Annotated in this window: 18 protein-coding genes; 3 read left to right on the forward strand and 15 right to left on the reverse strand. The window is 71.6% G+C overall.

What is annotated here, in order from left to right; all coding sequences use genetic code 11:
• Positions 1 to 14: 14 nt before the first annotated feature.
• From B5D60_RS05280 to B5D60_RS05295, 4 genes are read right to left on the reverse strand one after another with little or no spacing between them, the layout of a single operon-like run.
• A complete protein-coding gene (locus B5D60_RS05280; RefSeq protein ID WP_078699180.1) occupies positions 15 to 1544 on the reverse strand; it encodes an aldehyde dehydrogenase family protein in 1530 nt (509 codons plus the stop codon).
• 1 nt (position 1545) lies between these two features.
• The gene (locus tag B5D60_RS05285) at positions 1546 to 3126 is read right to left on the reverse strand and encodes a GMC family oxidoreductase (RefSeq protein ID WP_078699181.1); all 1581 of its coding nucleotides are present in this window, start codon (positions 3124 to 3126) and stop codon (positions 1546 to 1548) included.
• A 45-nt stretch (positions 3127 to 3171) separates the two neighbouring features.
• A complete protein-coding gene (gene menD, locus B5D60_RS05290; RefSeq protein ID WP_078699182.1) occupies positions 3172 to 4713 on the reverse strand; it encodes a 2-succinyl-5-enolpyruvyl-6-hydroxy-3-cyclohexene-1-carboxylate synthase in 1542 nt (513 codons plus the stop codon).
• Positions 4710 to 5651: an o-succinylbenzoate synthase gene (locus B5D60_RS05295; protein WP_078699183.1), complete on the reverse strand. Its 942-nt coding sequence runs from the start codon at positions 5649 to 5651 to the stop codon at positions 4710 to 4712. The genes menD and B5D60_RS05295 overlap by 4 nt, the downstream gene beginning before the upstream one ends.
• Positions 5652 to 5743: 92 nt before the next feature.
• Between B5D60_RS05295 and B5D60_RS05300 the strand changes: the two genes are divergently transcribed.
• Positions 5744 to 6391: an NAD(P)-binding oxidoreductase gene (locus tag B5D60_RS05300; protein ID WP_078699184.1), complete on the forward strand. Its 648-nt coding sequence runs from the start codon at positions 5744 to 5746 to the stop codon at positions 6389 to 6391.
• 82 nt (positions 6392 to 6473) lie between these two features.
• On the opposite strand, the gene B5D60_RS05305 is transcribed toward B5D60_RS05300, so the two are convergent.
• Positions 6474 to 7469, reverse strand: coding sequence for an AMP-binding protein (locus B5D60_RS05305; RefSeq protein ID WP_078699185.1), 996 nt, complete (start codon positions 7467 to 7469; stop codon positions 6474 to 6476).
• Between the two features lie 47 nt (positions 7470 to 7516).
• Here B5D60_RS05305 and B5D60_RS05310 point away from each other — a divergent pair, with 47 nt between their 5' ends.
• Complete coding sequence (locus B5D60_RS05310) at positions 7517 to 8404, forward strand: 1,4-dihydroxy-2-naphthoate polyprenyltransferase (RefSeq protein WP_197684406.1); 888 nt, start codon at positions 7517 to 7519, stop codon at positions 8402 to 8404.
• Here the strand turns inward: B5D60_RS05310 and cds1 are convergent.
• Complete coding sequence (gene cds1 / locus B5D60_RS05315; protein ID WP_078699186.1) at positions 8388 to 9473, reverse strand: L-cysteine desulfhydrase Cds1; 1086 nt, start codon at positions 9471 to 9473, stop codon at positions 8388 to 8390. The genes B5D60_RS05310 and cds1 overlap by 17 nt on opposite strands.
• The gene (locus tag B5D60_RS05320) at positions 9454 to 9720 is read right to left on the reverse strand and encodes a DUF4229 domain-containing protein (RefSeq protein WP_078699187.1); all 267 of its coding nucleotides are present in this window, start codon (positions 9718 to 9720) and stop codon (positions 9454 to 9456) included. The genes cds1 and B5D60_RS05320 overlap by 20 nt, the downstream gene beginning before the upstream one ends.
• 95 nt (positions 9721 to 9815) lie before the next feature.
• Between B5D60_RS05320 and B5D60_RS05325 the strand changes: the two genes are divergently transcribed.
• Complete coding sequence (locus B5D60_RS05325; RefSeq protein ID WP_078699188.1) at positions 9816 to 10076, forward strand: PLD nuclease N-terminal domain-containing protein; 261 nt, start codon at positions 9816 to 9818, stop codon at positions 10074 to 10076.
• 12 nt (positions 10077 to 10088) lie between these two features.
• On the opposite strand, the gene B5D60_RS05330 is transcribed toward B5D60_RS05325, so the two are convergent.
• From B5D60_RS05330 to hemL, 8 genes are read right to left on the reverse strand one after another with little or no spacing between them, the layout of a single operon-like run.
• Complete coding sequence (locus B5D60_RS05330) at positions 10089 to 11147, reverse strand: ABC transporter permease (RefSeq protein WP_197684407.1); 1059 nt, start codon at positions 11145 to 11147, stop codon at positions 10089 to 10091.
• Entirely contained in the window at positions 11144 to 12046 is a 903-nt protein-coding gene (locus B5D60_RS05335) for an ABC transporter ATP-binding protein (protein ID WP_078699189.1), read from the reverse strand. The genes B5D60_RS05330 and B5D60_RS05335 overlap by 4 nt, the downstream gene beginning before the upstream one ends.
• Before the next feature lie 22 nt (positions 12047 to 12068).
• On the reverse strand, positions 12069 to 13004 hold the full coding sequence (ccsB, locus tag B5D60_RS05340) for a c-type cytochrome biogenesis protein CcsB (protein WP_078699190.1): 936 nt from the start codon (positions 13002 to 13004) through the stop codon (positions 12069 to 12071).
• Complete coding sequence (resB, locus tag B5D60_RS05345; protein ID WP_153302878.1) at positions 13001 to 14575, reverse strand: cytochrome c biogenesis protein ResB; 1575 nt, start codon at positions 14573 to 14575, stop codon at positions 13001 to 13003. The genes ccsB and resB overlap by 4 nt, the downstream gene beginning before the upstream one ends.
• Positions 14572 to 15333: a cytochrome c biogenesis CcdA family protein gene (locus B5D60_RS05350; RefSeq protein WP_197684408.1), complete on the reverse strand. Its 762-nt coding sequence runs from the start codon at positions 15331 to 15333 to the stop codon at positions 14572 to 14574. The genes resB and B5D60_RS05350 overlap by 4 nt, the downstream gene beginning before the upstream one ends.
• Positions 15330 to 15905 carry a TlpA family protein disulfide reductase gene (locus tag B5D60_RS05355; protein ID WP_078699191.1) on the reverse strand — a complete coding sequence of 192 codons (576 nt, stop codon included), beginning with the start codon at positions 15903 to 15905 and terminating at the stop codon, positions 15330 to 15332. Before B5D60_RS05355 ends, B5D60_RS05350 begins: the two co-directional genes overlap by 4 nt.
• Complete coding sequence (locus tag B5D60_RS05360; protein ID WP_078699192.1) at positions 15902 to 16552, reverse strand: histidine phosphatase family protein; 651 nt, start codon at positions 16550 to 16552, stop codon at positions 15902 to 15904. Before B5D60_RS05360 ends, B5D60_RS05355 begins: the two co-directional genes overlap by 4 nt.
• Positions 16553 to 16567: 15 nt before the next feature.
• Positions 16568 to 17887 (reverse strand): glutamate-1-semialdehyde 2,1-aminomutase, encoded by a 1320-nt coding sequence (gene hemL, locus B5D60_RS05365; RefSeq protein ID WP_078699193.1) that lies wholly within the window; start codon positions 17885 to 17887, stop codon positions 16568 to 16570.
• Between the last annotated feature and the right edge of the window lie 46 nt (positions 17888 to 17933).

Raw genomic sequence — 17933 nt, forward strand, 5'->3', positions numbered from 1 at the left:
GCCTCAGCGCTGCGTCAGCGCTTCTTCGGCAGGGTGCTGGATCCGCCGTGCATCACGGTGAGGAGCTGCTGGAAGCGGCTCTCGGTCTTCTCGTCGCGGGTCATCGACTGCAGCATCAGCAACGGCTTCATCCGCTGCTTCGTGATCGCCTTCGGGTAGGTGAACTCGCGCAGGCCGTCGGGACCGTGGATGCGGCCGAAGCCCGAGTCGCCGACGCCGCCGAACGGCAGGCCGGGGATGGCGGCGAAGGAGATCACCGAGTTCACCGACGTCATGCCCGAGCGGATGCGCGAGGCGACGTCGAGCGCGCGCTTCTTGCCGAACACCGCACCGGCCAGGCCGTACTTCGTGGCGTTGGTCAGCTCGACGGCCTCGTCCATGTCCTTGACGGGATTCACCACGAGGGTGGGGCCGAACGTCTCCTCCGTGACGGCCAGCGAGTCCTCGGGGACGTGCGTGAGGATCGTGGGCTGCACGTACTTCTCGCCCACCGCTCCGGCGCCGCCCAGCACCGCCCGGCCGCCGCGCGCGAGCGCGTCGTCGATGTGGCTGCGGATCACGTCGAGCTGCTTGGGCATCGTCGCGGGGCCGTAGACGCCACCGTCGTCGTAGCCCGGGCGGATGCCCTGGGCCTGCTTCAGCAGCTCGGCCAGGAACGGGTCGAACACCTTCTCGTGCACGTAGACGCGCTCGGTGCCGATGCAGGTCTGGCCCGCGTTGGACATCCCGGCCCACAGCGCCGCCTCGGCGGCCGCCTGCAGGTCGGCGTCCTCGTCGACGATGAGCGAGTCCTTGCCGCCGGCCTCGATCACCACCGGCGTGAGGTTCTCGGCGCACGCCGCCATCACCTTCTTGCCGGTGGCGGCCGACCCGGTGAACGCGATCTTGTCGACCGCGGCCGTGCACAGGTGGTTGCCGGTCTCGCCCAGGCCCGTGACGAGGTTCAGCACGGGGCGGCCGTGGACGACCTCGGTGAAGGTGTCGACGAGGAAGCGCCCGACGCCGGGCGTGTACTCGCTGGGCTTGAAGACCACGGTGTTGCCGGCCGCGAGCGCGTAGGCGATCGAGCCCATGGGCGTGAACGTCGGGTAGTTCCACGGTCCGATCACGCCGACGACCCCGAGGGGCTTGTACTCGACGTACGCCGTCTGGTTCGACATCAGCAGGCCGGTGCTCACCTTGTGGCGGCCGAGCACCTTGCCCGCGCTCTTGGCCGCCCACGCGATGTGGTCGATCGCGAGTCCGGCCTCGAGCAGGGCATCGCCGTGCGGCTTGCCACCCTCGCGGTGCACCTGGTCGGCGAGCTGGTTGAGCCGGCGGGTCAGGACGCTGCGCCACTGCAGCAGGTACTCCTTGCGGCCGTCGAAGCCCAGGTCGCGCCACCACGTGGAGGCCTCGCGCGCGGCGGCGACGGCGGCGTCGACCTCGTCCCTGCCGTCGATCGGATGGGTGCCGACGACATCGCCGGTGGCGGGGTTGAGCGAGTCGAACGTGGGCAGGGGACCTTCGGCCGCGGCGACGTCGGATTCGATGGTGGCGGTCATGTCAGGCTCCTCGAATGAGATCGGCGACCTTCTCGCCGATCATGATGGTGGGTGCGTTGGTGTTGCCGCGCGGGACACGCGGCATGACGGAGGCATCGGCGACGCGCAGGCCCTCGACCCCGTGCACGCGCAGCTCGGGATCGACGACGCTGCCCTCCACGGTACCCATCGCGCACGTCGAGGTCGGGTGGTAGAGCGTCTGGCCCAACCGGGCGATGACGTCGAGGATCTGGTCGTCCGTGGGGTTGCGCACGGCCGGCTCCCACGGCTCGTCGAGCATCCGCGCCATGGGGCCCTGCCAGACCATCTCGAGCATGCGTCGGTAGCCGCCGAGCATGGCGTCGAGATCGGCCGGGTCGTCGAAGTACGCCGGGTCGATCTCGGGGTGCCACGACGGGTCGGCCGAGCGGAGCCGGATCCGGCCGCGGCTCTGCACGTTGACGAGCGTCGGCGCCACCGTGACCGACCGGCGGACGGGCTCGTGGAGGCCGTTGTCGTAGAAGCCGCTCGGTGCCACGTGGATCTGGATGTCGGGCAGGTCGAGATCGTCGCGGGAGGTGTAGAACGCCCCGCCCTCGCCGATGTTGGACACCAGCGGACCCGTCTTGGTGGCCTTCCACCGCATGATGTTGCCCAGCGTGATCGCGTCGGCCAGGTCGGTGGTGTTGCGCGTGTAGACCAGGGTCCCGGCGACGGGATGGTCCTGCAGACCCTGCCCCACCCCGGGGGAGTCGACGAGGACGTCGATGCCCATCTCGCGCAGGTGCGCGCCGGGGCCGACGCCCGAGAGCATCAGCAACTGCGGGCTGTTGATCGCGCCGCCGCTGAGGATAACCTCGGCGTTCGCGCGGACGACGTGCTCCACCCCGTGCTTGCGGTAGGCGACGCCCGTGGCGCGTCCGTCCTCGATCAGGATGCGCGTGACGAACGCGTCGGTGCGCACCGTGAGGTTGGGCCGGCCCATCGCCGGACGGATGTAGGCGTCGGCGACGGACCAGCGCTCGCCGCGTCGGTGGGTGACCTGGTAGACACCGGCACCCTCCTGGTGCGCGCCGTTGAAGTCGTCGTTCCGCTTGAGCCCGGCCGCCACGGCCGACTCGACGAACGCCGAGGTCAGCTCGTGGGTGAACCGGCGGTCCTCGACGACCAGCGGGCCCTCCGTGCCGTGGTACGGACCCGAGAGCCGCTGGTTGGCCTCGGACTTCACGAAGTACGGCAGGACGTCGTCGTAGCCCCACCCCGTGGCCCCGTAGGCGTCGCGCCACTCGTCGTAGTCGGCGGCGTTGCCGCGGATGTAGATCATCGCGTTGATCGTGGAGCTGCCACCGAGTGCCTTGCCCCGTGGCCAATAGGCCCGGCGGCCGCCGAGGTGCTTCTGCGCGCTGGTCTCGTAGTTCCAGTCCCAGCGGGTCTTGAACAGCTGACTGAACCCGGCCGGGATCTTGATCATGTCGTCCTGGTCGACGGGACCGGCCTCCAGCAGCAGGACCGAACGGTCGCGATCCTCGGTGAGCCTTGCGGCGATCACACCCCCGGCACTTCCCGCACCGATGACGATGTGGTCGAACGCCTCGTCAACCATGTCCACTCCTGCCCAGCGCAACCCGGTGTGACGCTGGCCACAAACCTAGACGGCGGCGAGACCCGAGACAACCGATTGCAGCGCACGGCGCCCGGCGCGGGTCACCTGCACTTCCAGCACCTCGATCCCGACCGGCGCCCGCGAGAGGTACGCGGCCAGCTGACCGGCCTCGACGAGGCGATGCTTGACGCCGTGCGCGGCGCACAGCGCGTCGATCTTCGTGCGCGTGGGCGTGCCGAAGACGCGCTCGAACGCCAGCGAGTAGTCGGGCGAACCCTGCTCGAGCGTGTGGAAGATGCCGCCGCCGTCGTCGTTGAGCACGACGATCGTCAGGTCGGGCCGCGGCTCGATCGGACCGATCAGCAGGCCGTTGGCCCCGTGCAGGAAGGTGAGGTCGCCCATCAGGGCGATCGCCCGGCCGTAGCTGGCGAGAGCCGCGCCGATCGCGGTGGAGACGGTGCCGTCGATGCCCGCGAGGCCGCGGTTCGCCAGGACGCGCGGGCCCGGAGCACGGACCGGCGCCACGAGGTCGACGTCGCGGACCACGTTGGACGAGCCGAGCACGAGCAGGCCCCGCGTGGCGGCCTTCCAGACCGCGTCGGCCACCGTGAACTGCTCGGCCTGCAGCAGGGCGTTCTGGATCCGGTCGCCGGCCTGGATCCAGCTGCGCAGCCAGGACTCGTCCCCCGTGCCTCCGCGCACCGAGATGCGGTCGGCGAAGGTGACGTTCGCACCGGGGACGCCCGGGAACGTGCTCGCGTCGCCGACGTGGACCGTGGGCAGGTTGGTCCGGGTCAGCAGGTTCGTGACGGGTCGCGACAGCGTGGGGTGCCCGGCGCTGACGATCCGCTCGACGCGCTCGATCAGCCGGCCGCCCAGCACGACCCGCCCGCACGCCACCGCCGTGGGCGCGCCGCGCAGGCCGGACGACGGCTCCGCGAGGATCGGCCAGCCGGCCTGCTGCGCGACCGCGGCGAGCGCGGGGTCGGCACCGTCACCGGCCACGAGGAGTGTGCGCGGGCCGGTCTCCAGGGTCTGGGTGCGTCCCGCGGCCGGGGTGTTCATCGACCACGAGTTCTGCGGGAACTTCCACGAGACCGACTCGACGAGCGGCTCGTCGAGCTCGACGTTGAGGTGCACGGGTCCGCCGCCGCGCACGGCGCCGGCCAGCCCCGTGATGCGATCGGTGAACGTGATGCCGGGGAAGAGGCCCGGCTGCACCGTGGTCTGGTTGGCCCCGGTGCCGCGCAGGTGGCTCGGGCGGTCGGCCGTGACGGCCAGCACGGGAATCCGCGAGTGCAGCGCCTCCAGCAGCGCCGGGTGCAGGTTGGCCACGGCGGTTCCCGAGGTGGTGATCACGGGGGTCAGCCGGCCCGAGGCCTTGGCCAGACCCAGGGCGAGGTAGCCGGCCTCGCGCTCGTCGACGCGGACGTGGAGGCGGATGAGGCCCTGGTCGTCGGCGGCGTGCAGGGCCAGCGCGATCGGGCCGGAGCGGGAGCCGGGCGAGAGCACCGCGTCGGAGACCTCCTGCGCGAGCAGGGTCGCCACGAGTCTTCGCGCCGTCTCGACGGCGCTCTCGCCGGTCACAGCGTCTCCTGCACGTGGGCCAGGCGGGCCTGCCAGCGCTCGTCGACCTCGGGCGGCGCGGCGACCTTCGCGTACGCCTCCTCGTCGAGCACCGGCCGGGTGGGCCACAGGCTGCCGTCGACCGGCTCGAGCGAATCGGCGACGACGTCGCTCGTGAGCAGGTGGGCGGTGCCGATGCCGCAGGCGTAGGGCAGGTCCGGCAGCGCGGCGGCGAGCGCGATGCTGGCCGCCAGGCCGATCGACGTCTCCACGGCGCTCGAGACGCTCACCGGCATGCCGATCTGCTCGGCGATCCGCAGGCACGCCCGCACGCCGCCCAGCGGCTGCACCTTGAGCACCGCGATGTCGGCGGCATCGAGGTCTCGGACCCGGAAGGGGTCGGCGGCCCGGCGGATCGACTCGTCGGCCGCGATCGGCACGTCGACCTTGCGCCGCACCTGCGCGAGCTCCTCGACCGTGGCGCACGGCTGCTCGACGTACTCGAGGCCGCGCGCGACGTGGTCGAGCTTCTTGATGGCCTTGATCGCGTCCTTCACCTGCCACGCGCCGTTGGCGTCGATGCGGATGAGCACGCCGGGCAGCGCGTCGCGGATCGCGGCGATGCGCTCGATGTCGTTCTCGAGGGTCTCGCCGGCCTCGGCGACCTTGATCTTGATCGTGTGGCAGCCGCTCTCGACGGCGGTACGGGCGGCGGTGGCGCCGTCGCCGACGGCCGGGACGATTCCATTGATCGGCACGCACTCGCGCACGGGCTCGGGCCAGGGCTTGCAGGCGGCCTCCATGGCGGCCTGGAGCCATGGCAGGGAGGCGACGTGGTCGTACTCGGGGAAGGGGCTGAACTCGGCCCAGCCGGCCGGGCCCTCGGCCAGCATCCCCTGTCGGTGCTCGAGGCCGCGGAAGCGCGTGCGCATCGGGATCGAGTAGGTACGGAACTCCACCCACGAGAGTATCCACGGAGAACCGCTCAGGTTCCACTGCGCCTCGAACTTCGCGGCGGGCGAACCCTGGAGGACCTGCCTACGGTGGAGTCATGTCCGACATCGCGATCGTGGGAGGCCACGGCCAGGTGGCCCGCCTCCTCGTCCCTCTGCTCACCGAACGCGGCGACCTCCCGGTCGCCCTCGTCCGCAACCCCGACCATGCCGCCGACCTGCCCGGGGCCGCCATCCGACTGCTCGACATCGAGGCGGCCACGGCCGAGGACTTCGCGACGGCGTTCACCGACTGCGACGCCGTCGTGTTCGCCGCCGGCGGCGGGCCCGACGGCAAGATCGAGCGCAAGAAGAGCGTCGACCTCGAGGGCTCGCTGAAGTCGATCGAGGCTGCCAAGGCGCTCGGCATCCGGCGCTTCGTGCAGGTCTCGGCGATCGGCGTCGACAACGACCTCGGCGCCGACGTCCAGCCCGTCTGGAAGGCCTACGTCGAGGCCAAGCGCGACGCCGACGCCGCCCTGCGCGACAGCGGCCTCGACTGGACGATCGTGCGCCCCGGCGCCCTCACCGACGACCCCGGCACCGGCTCGGTCACCGTGGGCGAGACCGTCGACCGCGCGGAGATCTCCCGCGCCGACGTCGCCGCCGTCATCGCCGCGGCCCTCGCCGACGACAGCACCATCGGCAAACAGTTCGAGGTCATCGGCGGCGACACCCCCGTCGCCGAGGCGCTCCGCGGACTGTGAACGGAGCGCCAACTCCCCACTGTGCGGGGTTTCCCACCGCTGTGCGGGGGAAACTTCCCCCGCTCTGTGGTGGTTTCCCCTGTTAACCGGGGAAACTTCCACCCGCCAGCGCGACGCGGTCTGGCTTGCCGCCAGGCAGCAGCGGCAGGGCGTCGAGGACGTGGACGGCGCGGGGGGTCCAGGTGCGCGGGTGGCCGGCCCGCTCGACGGCGGCGGCGGCGCGGGGGCGGTCGAGGTCACCGACCACGAACGCCACGACGCGCTGGCCCCACTCGGGGTCGGGCTGGGCCACGACCACGACGTCGAGCACGCCCGGCTCGTCGCGCAGCACCGACTCGACCGCGGCCAGCGGGACGTTGACCCCGCCGCTCACGGCCACCTGGTCGGCGCGGCCCAGCACACGGAGACGGCCGTCGGCATCGAGCCGTCCGAGATCGTTCGTGACCAGCCACTCCCCCTGGCCCTCGGCCAGCACGGGGCCGGCGATGGCCACGCGACCGTCGTCCTCGATGCGCAGCCGCACCCCGTCGAGCGGGAGCCCGTCGTAGACGCAGCCGCCGCAGGTCTCGGTCATGCCGTAGGTCCGCACGATCCGCACGCCCGCCCCGGCCGCCCGCTCGAGCACCGCCCGGGGAGCGGCGGCACCGCCCAGCAGCACGGCGTCGAACGACGCGAGGTCACCCGCCCGTCCGGTCTCGACGAGCCGGAAGAGCTGCGTGGGCACGAGCGAGGCGTAGCGCCGCGAGCCCGTCATCGCCGCCGCGGCGGCGGCCACGTCGGGGTGCTCGTCGAGGAAGACCGGCTCGGTGCCCGCCACGATCGACCGCACCAGCACCTGGAGGCCGCCGACCCCCGTGGGCGGCAGCGCCGAGAGCCACTGGCCCGGGCCACCCAGTCGCTCCAGCGCGGCGTGCGCCGACGCGAGCACCGCGGCGTGGGACAGCCGGATCGACTTCGGCTCGCCCGTGCTGCCCGACGTGCGCATCACCAGCGGCGGCCCGCCACCGGCGACCCACGGCCGCAGCGCCTCGAGCACCTCGCGGGCGGAGCCGGCGACGGGAGACAGGGAGGCGACCACCCGACCACTGTAGGACCGGCCCGGATGCGTCCTCCTAGACTCTCGGGGTGACCTCCCCGACCGGCCTGAAACTGTGGATCGAGGGCGCGCGGCTGCGCACGCTGCCCGCCGCCATCGCCCCCGTCGCCGTCGGCACGGGTGCCGCCGCGTTCGACGACGGCGTCGTCTGGTGGAAGGCCTTCGTCGCGCTCGGCGTCTCGCTGGCGCTGCAGATCGGCGTGAACTACGCCAACGACTACTCCGACGGGATCAAGGGCACCGACGAGAACCGCGTCGGCCCGCTGCGCCTCGTCGGGTCCGGGCTCGTCGCTCCCGCGAAGGTCAAGGCCGTGGCGCTCGCGTTCCTCGCCCTGGGTGCCGCCCTCGGGCTCGTGCTGGCCGCGACGTCCGGCTGGTGGCTGATCGCCGTCGGCGCACTGGCGATCCTCGCGGCGTGGGGCTACACGGGCGGCTCCAAGCCCTACGGCTACCGCGCGCTGGGCGAGGTCAGCGTCTTCCTGTTCTTCGGCCTGGTCGCGGTGCTCGGCACCACCTACGTCCAGCTCGGCACGATCAACGACGTCAGCGTGGCGGGCGCGATCGGCGTCGGCGCGCTGGCCTGCGCGATCCTCGTGGCCAACAACCTGCGTGACATCCCCACCGACACCGAGACCGGCAAGCGCACGCTCGCGGTCGTCCTCGGCGACAGGCGCACGCGCTGGCTCTACGCCGCGCTCGTGATGACGGCCTTCGTCCTGGTGGTCGCGTGGTGCGCCACCGCCACCCCGTGGGTCCTGCTGGCCTGGCTCGGCATCCCGCTGGCCGCCCGCTCGGTGGCCGCGGTGCGCTCGGGCGCGAGCGGCCCCGCGCTGATCCCGGTCCTGAAGGACACGGGCATCGCCGAGCTCGTCTACGCGATCGGGCTGACGGTCGGGCTGTTCATCGGCCCGGTGTGAACGTGCCGCGGCTGGTCAGCTCCGACAGCTGCTGGAGGTAGGGCGTCGGGTCGAGGCCGTGCTCGGCCACCCACCGGTCGTCGAAGTACGTGTGCGTGTAGCGGTCTCCCCCGTCGCACAGCAGCGTGACGATCGAGCCCTCCCGGCCCTCGGCCACCATCTGCGCGGCGAGCCCGAGGGCGGCCCACATGTTCGTGCCGGTGGAGCCCCCGACGGGCCGCCCGATGAGGTCGGACGTCCAGCGCATCGCCGCGATCGAGGCGGCGTCGGGGACGTGCACCATCTCGTCGACGACCCCGCCGACGAACGACGGCTCGACCCGCGGCCGGCCGATGCCCTCGATCCGCGAGGAGACGTCGGTCGTGACGTCGGACCGGTCCTGGTCCCAGCCCTCGAAGAACGCCGAGCCCTCGGGGTCGGCGACCAGCAGCCGGGTGTCGAAGCGCCGGTACCGGACGTAGCGGCCGATCGTGGCCGACGTGCCGCCCGTGCCCGCACTGACGACGATCCACGCCGGGATCGGGTGCGGCTCGGCCGAGAGCTGGGCGAAGATCGACTCCGCGATGTTGTTGTTCCCGCGCCAGTCGGTGGCGCGCTCGGCGTAGGTGAACTGGTCCATGTAGTGGCCGTCGCACTCGTCGGCCAGGCGCTGCGCCTCGGCGTACATCTGCCGGGCGTCGTCGACGAAGTGGCAGCGGCCGCCGTACCACTGGATGAGCGAGATCTTCTCGGCGCTCGTGCTGCGCGGCATGACCGCCACGAACGGCAGGCCCAGCAGTCGCGCGAAGTAGGCCTCCGAGACGGCGGTGGAGCCGCTCGAGGCCTCGACGATCGTGGAGCCACGGTGGATCCAGCCGTTGCACAGCGCGTAGAGGAACAGCGAGCGCGCCAGCCGGTGCTTCAGGCTGCCGGTGGGGTGGACCGACTCGTCCTTGAGGTAGATCTGCACCCCGTCGAACGGCAGGTCGAGCGCGTGCAGGTGGGTGTCGGCACTGCGGTTCGCGTCGGCCTCGACCCGGCGGACCGCATCGGCCAGCCAGTCGCGGTCCTCAGTCGACGTCTTCGGCACGGCGCGACTCCTCGATGCGGTCGTTGAGAGCCTTCGACCGCTCCTGCAACTTCACCGCCACCTGGTCGCGCAGGCCTCGCAGGGTGATGATCGCGATGATCGACGAGACGATGAGCGCGAGCAGCAGGACCCACAGGTCCACGACGGCGCTCGGGTCGAAGACGAGGCGGGAGATCCCCCACAGCACCGCCCACGTGACGAGGAAGACCCCGAGTCGGGCGAGCGTGTACGTCCAGAAGGCCTTCATGCCTCGGATTCTAGTTGTCGTCGCCGAGCACGGGACGGCCGGTGAGGTCTCGCCAACCCGGGGCAGCGCTGGAACGGGGTCGGTACGCTCTGGCCATGGGCAAGGTCTTCCTCGTACTGGCGGCCGTGGTTCTCATGGTCTACAGCCTGTACGACCTCGTGGCGACGCCGCGCGACCGTGTGCAGCACCTGCCCAAGTGGGGCTGGGCCCTGCTGATCGTCCTGGCGCCCTACGCCGGCGCCGCGCTGTGGCTGATCTTCGGCGTCGCCAAGGGCCGTTCCACCGGCGGACCCCGCAAGCGTCCTCCGCGCCCGCTCGGCCCCGACGACGACCCCGACTTCCTGCGCGGCCTCTGACCCAGTCCCGCGTCAGGCGTCCCAGCGGAACACGCGCGAGGCGATGAGCGAGCAGACGGCGGCGAAGCCCAGCAGGATCGCCAGCGGCGCCCAGATCGCCTCCACGCCCTGACCGCGCACCATGACGTCGAGCATCGCCTCGTTGAGGTGGCGCAGTGGCAGCAGCCTGCTGATGGCCTGGAGCCAGTCGGGTGCCCCCTCGAGCGAGAAGAACGAGCCCGACAGGAACGCCATCGGCAGCACGATGAAGTTCGCGAGGCCGACCGCACCCTCCTCGGTCTTGCTGATCGAGCCGGCCAGCAGCCCGATCGACAGGAACGCGAGCGTGCCCGCCAGCACGAGCGGGATCACGAGCGGCCACGACCCGCTGAGCACCAGACCGAACGCGCCGACCGCCAGGCCCAGGAAGATCGCGGTCTGGCCCAGCGCCACCAGGACGCTGACGCCGACACGGGCGAGCACCACCGACGAGGTGCGGATGGGTGCCAGGCGCAGGCGGCGCAGCAGGCCCGACTGGCGCCACGCGACGAGGTTGACCGCGGCGCCGAAGGTGGCGCTCATGGCGATCGCCCAGCCGAGCAGGCCGGGCGTGACGTACTGGATCGGCTCGAGCGACTCGTCCTCGACCTGCTGCGTCTCCAGCGTGAACGCGGGCGTGCCGCCGGCGGCGGCGAGGTTGGCCGAGTCGACGATGCCCTGGAACGTGCCGCGCACCCGCGCCGCCGTGACCTGGTCGGCCTGCGAGTAGTGCACGACGAGCCGGTCGCCCTCCTCGGTGATCACGGCGGCGAGGTCGCCGTCGCGCACCTCGCGCAACGCCTTCGCCTCGTCGGTGGCCGGCGTGATCTCGATGCTCTGCTCGAGCGCGTCGCGCGCCTCGGGAGCCATGTCGTCGAGTGCGGCGACGTCGCCGACCTGGGCGACCTCGAGCTTCGGGGCGCCGTCATTGGTGAGCAGGCCGCCGAACAGGACGAGGAACATCAGCGGGAACAGGACGGCCCAGAACAGGGTCATCCGGTCGCGGACGAACCCCAGGAGCATGGCGCGCGAGAGCGAGGTCAGTGCGGTCACGAGCGGTACTTCCGTCCGGTGAGGCTGAGGAAGACGTCCTCGAGGGAGGCTCCGGAGGCGCTGAGCCCGTCGAGGGCGTCGAGGCCGGCCAGCGCGGTCAGGACGTCGGCGGGGCGGCGCGTGGACAGGACCGTGCGGTCCGGGTGGACCTCGACGGCCTCGACCCCGTCGATCCCCCGAGCGCGAGTCTCGTCGATGGCCCCGGGGGCGAGGCTGATCCGCGTGGGGGCGTCGAGCCCGCGCACGAGGGCCGCCGGCGAGTCGAGCTCGAGGAGGCGGCCGTGGTCGATGATCGCAACCCGGTCGCAGAGCACCTCGGCCTCCTCCATGTAGTGCGTGGTCAGCACGACGGTGCGACCCGAGTCGTTGAGTCCCTCGAGGAAGTCCCACAGGTTACGGCGCGCCTGGGGGTCGAGGGCGGCGGTCGGCTCGTCGAGGAAGACCACCTCGGGGTCGTGAACGAGCGCGCAGGCGATCGAGAGCCGCTGGGCCTGGCCGCCGGACAGGTCCTCCACCCGCGAGCGGGCCTTGTCCTGCAGCCCGACCTGCTCGAGGAGGGCGTCCACCCGGTCGCCCCCGACGCCGTAGAGCGCGCCGAACGTGGCCAGCTGCTCGCGGGCGGTGAGCCGCTCGAAGAACGCGGAGGACTGCAGCTGCACGCCGAGACGCCGCTGCAGGGCGGGATCGCGCTTCCAGGGGTCGTGGCCGTCGATCGAGACCGATCCCCCGTCGGGGTGGCGCAGTCCCTCGATCATCTCGAGCGCGGTGGTCTTGCCGGCTCCGTTCGGGCCGAGGAGGCCGAAGAACTCGCCCGGTTCGACCGTGAAGGTCAGGTCGTCGACGGCGGTGAGGTCGCCGTAGGACTTCGTCAGCCCCGCGACCTCGATGCGTGCACCCATGTGGGTGACGCTAGCGAACCGCTCAGGCGTAGCTGTGCTGGCCCGACACGAAGAGGTTCACGACGTAGTAGCTGATGATGAACGTCACGAAACCGGCGAGCGCGAGGTAGGCGGCGCGCTTGCCCTTCCAGCCGGCGGTCACGCGGGCGTGCAGGTAGCCCGCGTAGACGATCCAGGTGATGAGCGCCCAGACCTCCTTCGGGTCCCAGCCCCAGTAGCGGCCCCACGCGAGGTGGGCCCAGATCGGGCCGGAGATGAGGGCACCGAAGGTCCACAGCGGGAAGCCGACCGCGTTGACGCGGAACGCCACCTGGTCGATGCGCGCGGCGGCGGGGAACCGCTCCAGGACCGGGCCGACGCTGCCGCGCTCCTCCGCGCGGGCCTTGACGAGGTACAGCACGCTGGCCGCGGCACCGACCATGAACATCGCCGCGGCGGTCATGATCGAGGTGACGTGGATGTACTTCCAGAACGTGTTCAGCGCGGGCACGAGAGGTCCGGCCGGGGTGTAGCTGGAGATCGACATCGCGAGGATGAACAGGCAGACGGCCAGCACGACGCCGCCCATCCACTGGATCTTCGAGCGCCACACCATCAGCAGGTAGACCGACAGCGCGATCGCCGTGCCGGTGACGCCGAACTCGTACATGTTGCCGTAGGGGGCGCGCTGGGTGGCCAGGCCGCGGGTGACCGAGGCCCCGATCAGCAGCAGCGTGCCGAGCACGGTGAGCGACACGGCGACGCCGACGAGGCGGTCGGGCGTGTCGACCTCGGCGTCTCCGCTGTCCGCTCCGTCCTCGGAGACGAGGACGTCGCCGGTTCCGGCCGCCACGGCCACGGGCGCCTTGCTGCGCGCCGTGATCCACTCGGCCACGTGGCAGAAGAACGCCACGCACAGCACGGCGAAGGCCGAGCCGGTGAGGTAGTTGGAGAGCTGGGCCCACTGGTCGAGTGTCATGCCTTTTCCTTCTCCTGCTCACCCAGTTCAGCGTGGAGCCGGGACATCAGGTCGTCGAGTTCTGCGGGCAGGTCATCACGCGGGACGCGGTCGAGCGCTGCCACCTCCACCACGGTACGTGATCCCTCGGCGCGGGCCCGGATCCAGGTGCGCCGGGGCCGCACGATCAGGGAGGCGGTGAGGCCGAGGATGCCCAGGCCGACGCCGAACAGCGGGAGCCACGGGACGGGCGTGTGCCCGATCTGGAACCGGGCGAACTGCTTGAGCTCGACGAACTCGATCGTGCCTCCGCCGGGCAGCTCCTGGCTCTCACCGGGGCCGATGTCGACGCGGAAGTTGCCGTCGCCGTCCTTCACCTGGGTCATGTTGCTGGTGTCCAGCGAGTAGACCGACTGCGAGACGCCCTCGTCCAGGCCCAGGTCGCCGGTCCACAGGTTCATGCCGATCCGCGGGTTGAGCGCACCGGGGAACACCGACACCGAGGGCTCGTCCGGGCTGGAGGAGAACGCCGTCGGCAGGAAGAAGCCCTGGAAGCCCAGCTGGTCGCCGTCGGCGTCGGGCACCTTCACGACACCGGTGGAGGTGTAGGTGGAGTCGGCGGGCAGGAACGGCACGGGTCCGTCGAACGCGACCTTGCCGGAGGCGTCGGTGACCCGGATGACGGGTGCGTAGCCCTGGCCGACGAGGAAGACGTCCTCGCCGCCCACCGAGAGCGGGTGGTTGACCTCGATCTTGAAGTCGCCGTCGTCGTCCGCCCGGGCCTCGCGGTAGGTGCCCGTGGCGCGGAACAGCTTGGGGGCACCGCGCTGGGTGCCCTCGACGTAGAAGCGCGTCAGGACGTCCTCGAGCTGCAGCGACCACGGCTCGAGGTCGGACTGGGCGTCGAACATCGCGCCGGAGGAGAACTCGTCGTACTGCGACAGGGTGTTGCTGAAGCCGTCGCCCTCGACCACGATCACGTTGCCGCGGTAGCCCCAGAGCGCGGCGGCGGCCACGCCGACGAGCGCCACGACGACGCAGATGTGGAACACCAGGTTGCCCGCCTCGCGCAGGTAGCCCTTCTCGGCGCGCAGCTCGCCGGCGTCGCCCTCCTGGACGACATCGATGCGCGCGCGCCCGAGGGCGCGGCGACCGGCCTCGAGCACCTCGGTGACGGAGGCGTCGGTCTCGAACCGCTCCGAGGCGGGCATCCGGGCGAAGTTGCGGGGCGCCTTCGGCGGGCGGGCCTTCAGCGCCTGCGCGTAGACCTTGGTGCGCGGCAGGATGCAGCCGATCAGCGAGATCATCAGCAGCAGGTAGATCGCGCTGAACCACACCGAGGAGAAGACGCTGAAGCCGCCCAGCTTCTCCAGGACGGGAGCCAGCTTCGGGTGGTCGAGGTAGTAGGCCTGCACGGCGCGGGCGTCGACCCCGCGCTGCGGGATGAACGATCCCGGCACCGCGGCGACGGCCAGCAGCAGGAGCAGCAGCAGGGCCGTGCGCATCGAGGTCAGCTGGCGCCAGGCCCAGCGCGCGAACTCGACCGGCCGCAGCTCGGAGGCGGTCTCATTGCGCTTGTCGCGGGGGCTCACAGGAGAACCTCGAATCCACTGATCCAGTGCTGCAGGGCGATGACGATGTCCTGCCACCAGCCGGTGATCAGCAGGACGCCGGTGGCGATGAGCAGGCTCGCACCGATGGCCGAGACGGCGCGCTGGTGGCTCCGCACCCAGCCGGTGACGCGCAGGAACCGGGTGAGGAACAGGGCCGCGAGGACGAACGGGATGCCGAGCCCGAGACAGTAGACCAGCGCGAGGAACGCGCCACGTCCCGCGGTGGCCTCGTTGGCGGAGAGCGCCAGCACCGCGGTGAGCGTGGGGCCGATGCAGGGGGTCCAGCCGACGCCGAACACGACACCGAGCAGAGGGGCGGCGAGCAGGCCGACGCGGCGGACGCCGTGCTTGCGCACGTCGCGCTGCAGGACGGGGACCCAGCCCATGAAGACCACACCCATGAGCACCAGCAGCGCGCCCGCGATGATCGAGATCTCGCGCTGGTAGGGCAGCAGCTGCTGGCCGGCCGCGCCGAAGAGCGCTCCCCCGGCGACGAACACCGAGCTGAAGCCCAGCACGAACAGCAGCGAGCCCGTGACGACCCGGCCGCGGCGCGCGGTCTCCAGCTCCGTGACCGCCACGCCCGAGACGTAGGACAGGTAGCCCGGCAGCAGCGGGACGACGCAGGGACTGAAGAACGAGAGGAGGCCGGCGAGCAGGGCGACGGGGACCGTGAGGACGAGGTTGCCCGACGCGGCGGTCTCGAGGAACCAATCGCTGACGTCGCCTGGGATCACTGCGTGCTCTTCTTGGTCTGGTCGACCAGACCGCGCAGCGTGGCGTCGGTGAGCTCTCCCATCACGCGCGCCGCGACCATCCCGTTCTTGTCGATGACCCACGTGGTGGGGATCGCCACGGACGGCAGCGAGTCGGCGAAGGCGGCCTGGTTGCGGCCCGATGAGTCGTCGATGCTCGGGTACGTGATGTCGAAGGACTCGTTGAACGCCTTGGCGCTGGCCGGGTCGTCCTTGGTCAGCAGGCCGAGGAACTGCACGTTCTGGTCGGCCAGCTCACTCGAGGCCTTCGCCAGCGCGGGGGCCTCCTTGCGGCACGGTGCACACCACGAGCCCCAGAGGTTGACGACCATGACCTTGCCCTGGAAGTCGGCGCTGCTCAGCTCGTTGCCGTCCAGGTCGGTGCCCGTCAGCTCGGGAGCGGGCTTGCGCTTGCCGGGGTCGACGACGGTGATCTCGCCGTTGCCGTTGATGAAGCCGTCCTCGCCGGTGTCCTTCACACCTTCGATGCAGGCCGAGAGGACGAGCGTCATGAGCGCGACCACGACGAGTCGCGCGAACCGCGCGCGGGTCATGCTCCGCCGACGAACTTGCCTCGCAGGGCGTCGGGGATGAGGTGACCGGCGGGCTCGCTGTAGACGAGGCCCTTGAAGGCGTCGTCCTCGAAGGTCAGCGTGGTCAGGCTGGCCAGCGAGCACTGGCGGTTCCGCGGGTCATGCGCGAAGCGGCCCTTCTCGTAGGACTTGCGCGCGATCCACACGGGCAGCTGGTGCGACACGATGAGCGCCTCGTGACCGCGCGCCGCCTCGCGGGCGTCGTCGATCGCCAGCAGCATGCGCGCGGCGATGTGCGCGTACGCCTCGCCCCAGGACGGGCGGAACGGGTTCCACAGCCACGGCCAGAAGCGCGGGTTGAGGAAGGCCTTGGGGCCGACGCCGACGGTGCGGCCCTCGAACTTGTTGCCGGCCTCGATGACGCGCTCGTCGGTCTGGATGTCGAGCTTGAGGATGTCCGCGACCGGGCGGGCGGTCTGCTGCGCGCGCTCCAGCGGCGAGGCGACCAAGTGCGTGATGTCGTGGGTCTTCAACGACTCCGCGACCGTGGCGGCCATCTCGTTGCCGAGGTCAGAGAGGTTGTAGCCGGCCAGGCGGCCGTACAGGACCCCGCCGGGGTTGTGGACCTCGCCGTGGCGCATCAGGTGGACGATCGTGCGGGTGCTCATCTGGGTTCCTTCGTGTCAGCGGGCCGCAGCGGCTGCCGCGCGGGCCGCGCCGGGGAGGGCTTCGGCCAGTCTAGAGAGGGGCTCGGAGTCGACGTCGGGGTCATGCGCGGCCGAGAGGAACCAGGCCTCGTAGGCCGACGGCGGCAGGTAGACGCCGGCGTCGAGCATGGCGTGGAAGAAGGCCGTGTAGGCGGCGGTGTCCTGGGCCTGCGCGCCGGCGAAGTCGGCCACCGGCTCGGCGACGCCCCAGAAGATGCTGAACATCGTCCCGGCGGTCTGCAGGGTGTGCGCGACGCCGGCCTCGGCGAGCGCCTCGGAGACGAGGTGCTGGACCTGCGACGACGTGGCGGAGAGCCGCTCGTAGACCTCGGGCGTGGCCAGCCGCAGCGTGGTGAGGCCCGCGGTGGTCGCGACGGGATTGCCCGACAGCGTGCCCGCCTGGTAGACCGGGCCGACCGGCGCGAGCAGGTCCATCACGTCGGCGCGACCGCCGAACGCGGCCGCGGGGAACCCGCCGCCCATGACCTTGCCGAACGTCATGAGGTCGGGCTGCCACCCCTCGACCTGGCCGTCGATCTCCCAGTAGCCGCTGCGCGCTGCGCGGAAGCCGGTCATCACCTCGTCGGTGATGAACAGGGCACCGTGCGCGGCGCAGGTGCGGGAGAGGTGCTCGTTGAAGCCCGGGTGGGGCGGGACGACGCCCATGTTGCCGGCGGCGGCCTCGGTGATGACGCAGGCGATCTGATCGCCGTACTCGGCGAACGCGGCGTCGACGGCGGCCGGGTCGTTGTACGGCAGCACGATGGTGTCGGCCGTGACGTGCGCGGGCACGCCGGGCGTGCCCGGGATGCCCAGCGTGACGACGCCCGATCCGGCCTCGGCCAGCAGAGCGTCCACGTGGCCGTGGTAGCAGCCGCTGAACTTCACGATGCGGTCGCGGCCGGTGAAGCCGCGCGCCAGCCGGATGGCCGACATGGTGGCCTCGGTGCCCGACGAGACCATGCGGACGCGCTCGACGGGCGTGCGGGCGACGATCTCCTCGGCCAGCAGCACCTCCGGCTCGGCCGGGGTGCCGAAGCTGGTGCCGCGGGCCGCGGCGGCGGTGACCGCCTCGATGACCTCCGGGTGCGCGTGGCCCAGCAGCATCGGGCCCCACGAGCCGACGAGGTCGACGTAGCGGTTGTCGTCGGCGTCGGTGAGCCAGGCGCCCGCGCCGGACTTCATGAAGCGGGGAGTGCCGCCCACGGCACGGAAGGCCCGTACCGGCGAGTTGACCCCGCCCGGCGAGACCTGCTGGGCCCGGGCGAACAGCGCCTCGGATGCGGTGGTGCTCATGCGTGCTCCTCTCGGAAGCGCTGGCGGTGACGTTTGCGGGGTCGAC

It is taken from the genome of Aeromicrobium choanae (assembly GCF_900167475.1).
Lineage (GTDB): Bacteria > Actinomycetota > Actinomycetes > Propionibacteriales > Nocardioidaceae > Aeromicrobium > Aeromicrobium choanae.

Excerpts from the sequence above, each read along its gene's own strand:
- ccsB (WP_078699190.1), bottom strand. The coding sequence starts at position 13,004 with ATGACACTCGACCAGTGGGCCCAGCTCTCCAACTACCTCACCGGCTCG.
- hemL (WP_078699193.1), bottom strand. The coding sequence starts at position 17,887 with ATGAGCACCACCGCATCCGAGGCGCTGTTCGCCCGGGCCCAGCAGGTC.
- B5D60_RS05300 (WP_078699184.1), top strand. The coding sequence starts at position 5,744 with ATGTCCGACATCGCGATCGTGGGAGGCCACGGCCAGGTGGCCCGCCTC.
- B5D60_RS05360 (WP_078699192.1), bottom strand. The coding sequence starts at position 16,552 with ATGAGCACCCGCACGATCGTCCACCTGATGCGCCACGGCGAGGTCCAC.
- B5D60_RS05355 (WP_078699191.1), bottom strand. The coding sequence starts at position 15,905 with ATGACCCGCGCGCGGTTCGCGCGACTCGTCGTGGTCGCGCTCATGACG.
- B5D60_RS05320 (WP_078699187.1), bottom strand. The coding sequence starts at position 9,720 with ATGAAGGCCTTCTGGACGTACACGCTCGCCCGACTCGGGGTCTTCCTC.
- B5D60_RS05335 (WP_078699189.1), bottom strand. The coding sequence starts at position 12,046 with ATGGGTGCACGCATCGAGGTCGCGGGGCTGACGAAGTCCTACGGCGAC.
- B5D60_RS05325 (WP_078699188.1), top strand. The coding sequence starts at position 9,816 with ATGGGCAAGGTCTTCCTCGTACTGGCGGCCGTGGTTCTCATGGTCTAC.
- B5D60_RS05285 (WP_078699181.1), bottom strand. The coding sequence starts at position 3,126 with ATGGTTGACGAGGCGTTCGACCACATCGTCATCGGTGCGGGAAGTGCC.
- B5D60_RS05280 (WP_078699180.1), bottom strand. The coding sequence starts at position 1,544 with ATGACCGCCACCATCGAATCCGACGTCGCCGCGGCCGAAGGTCCCCTG.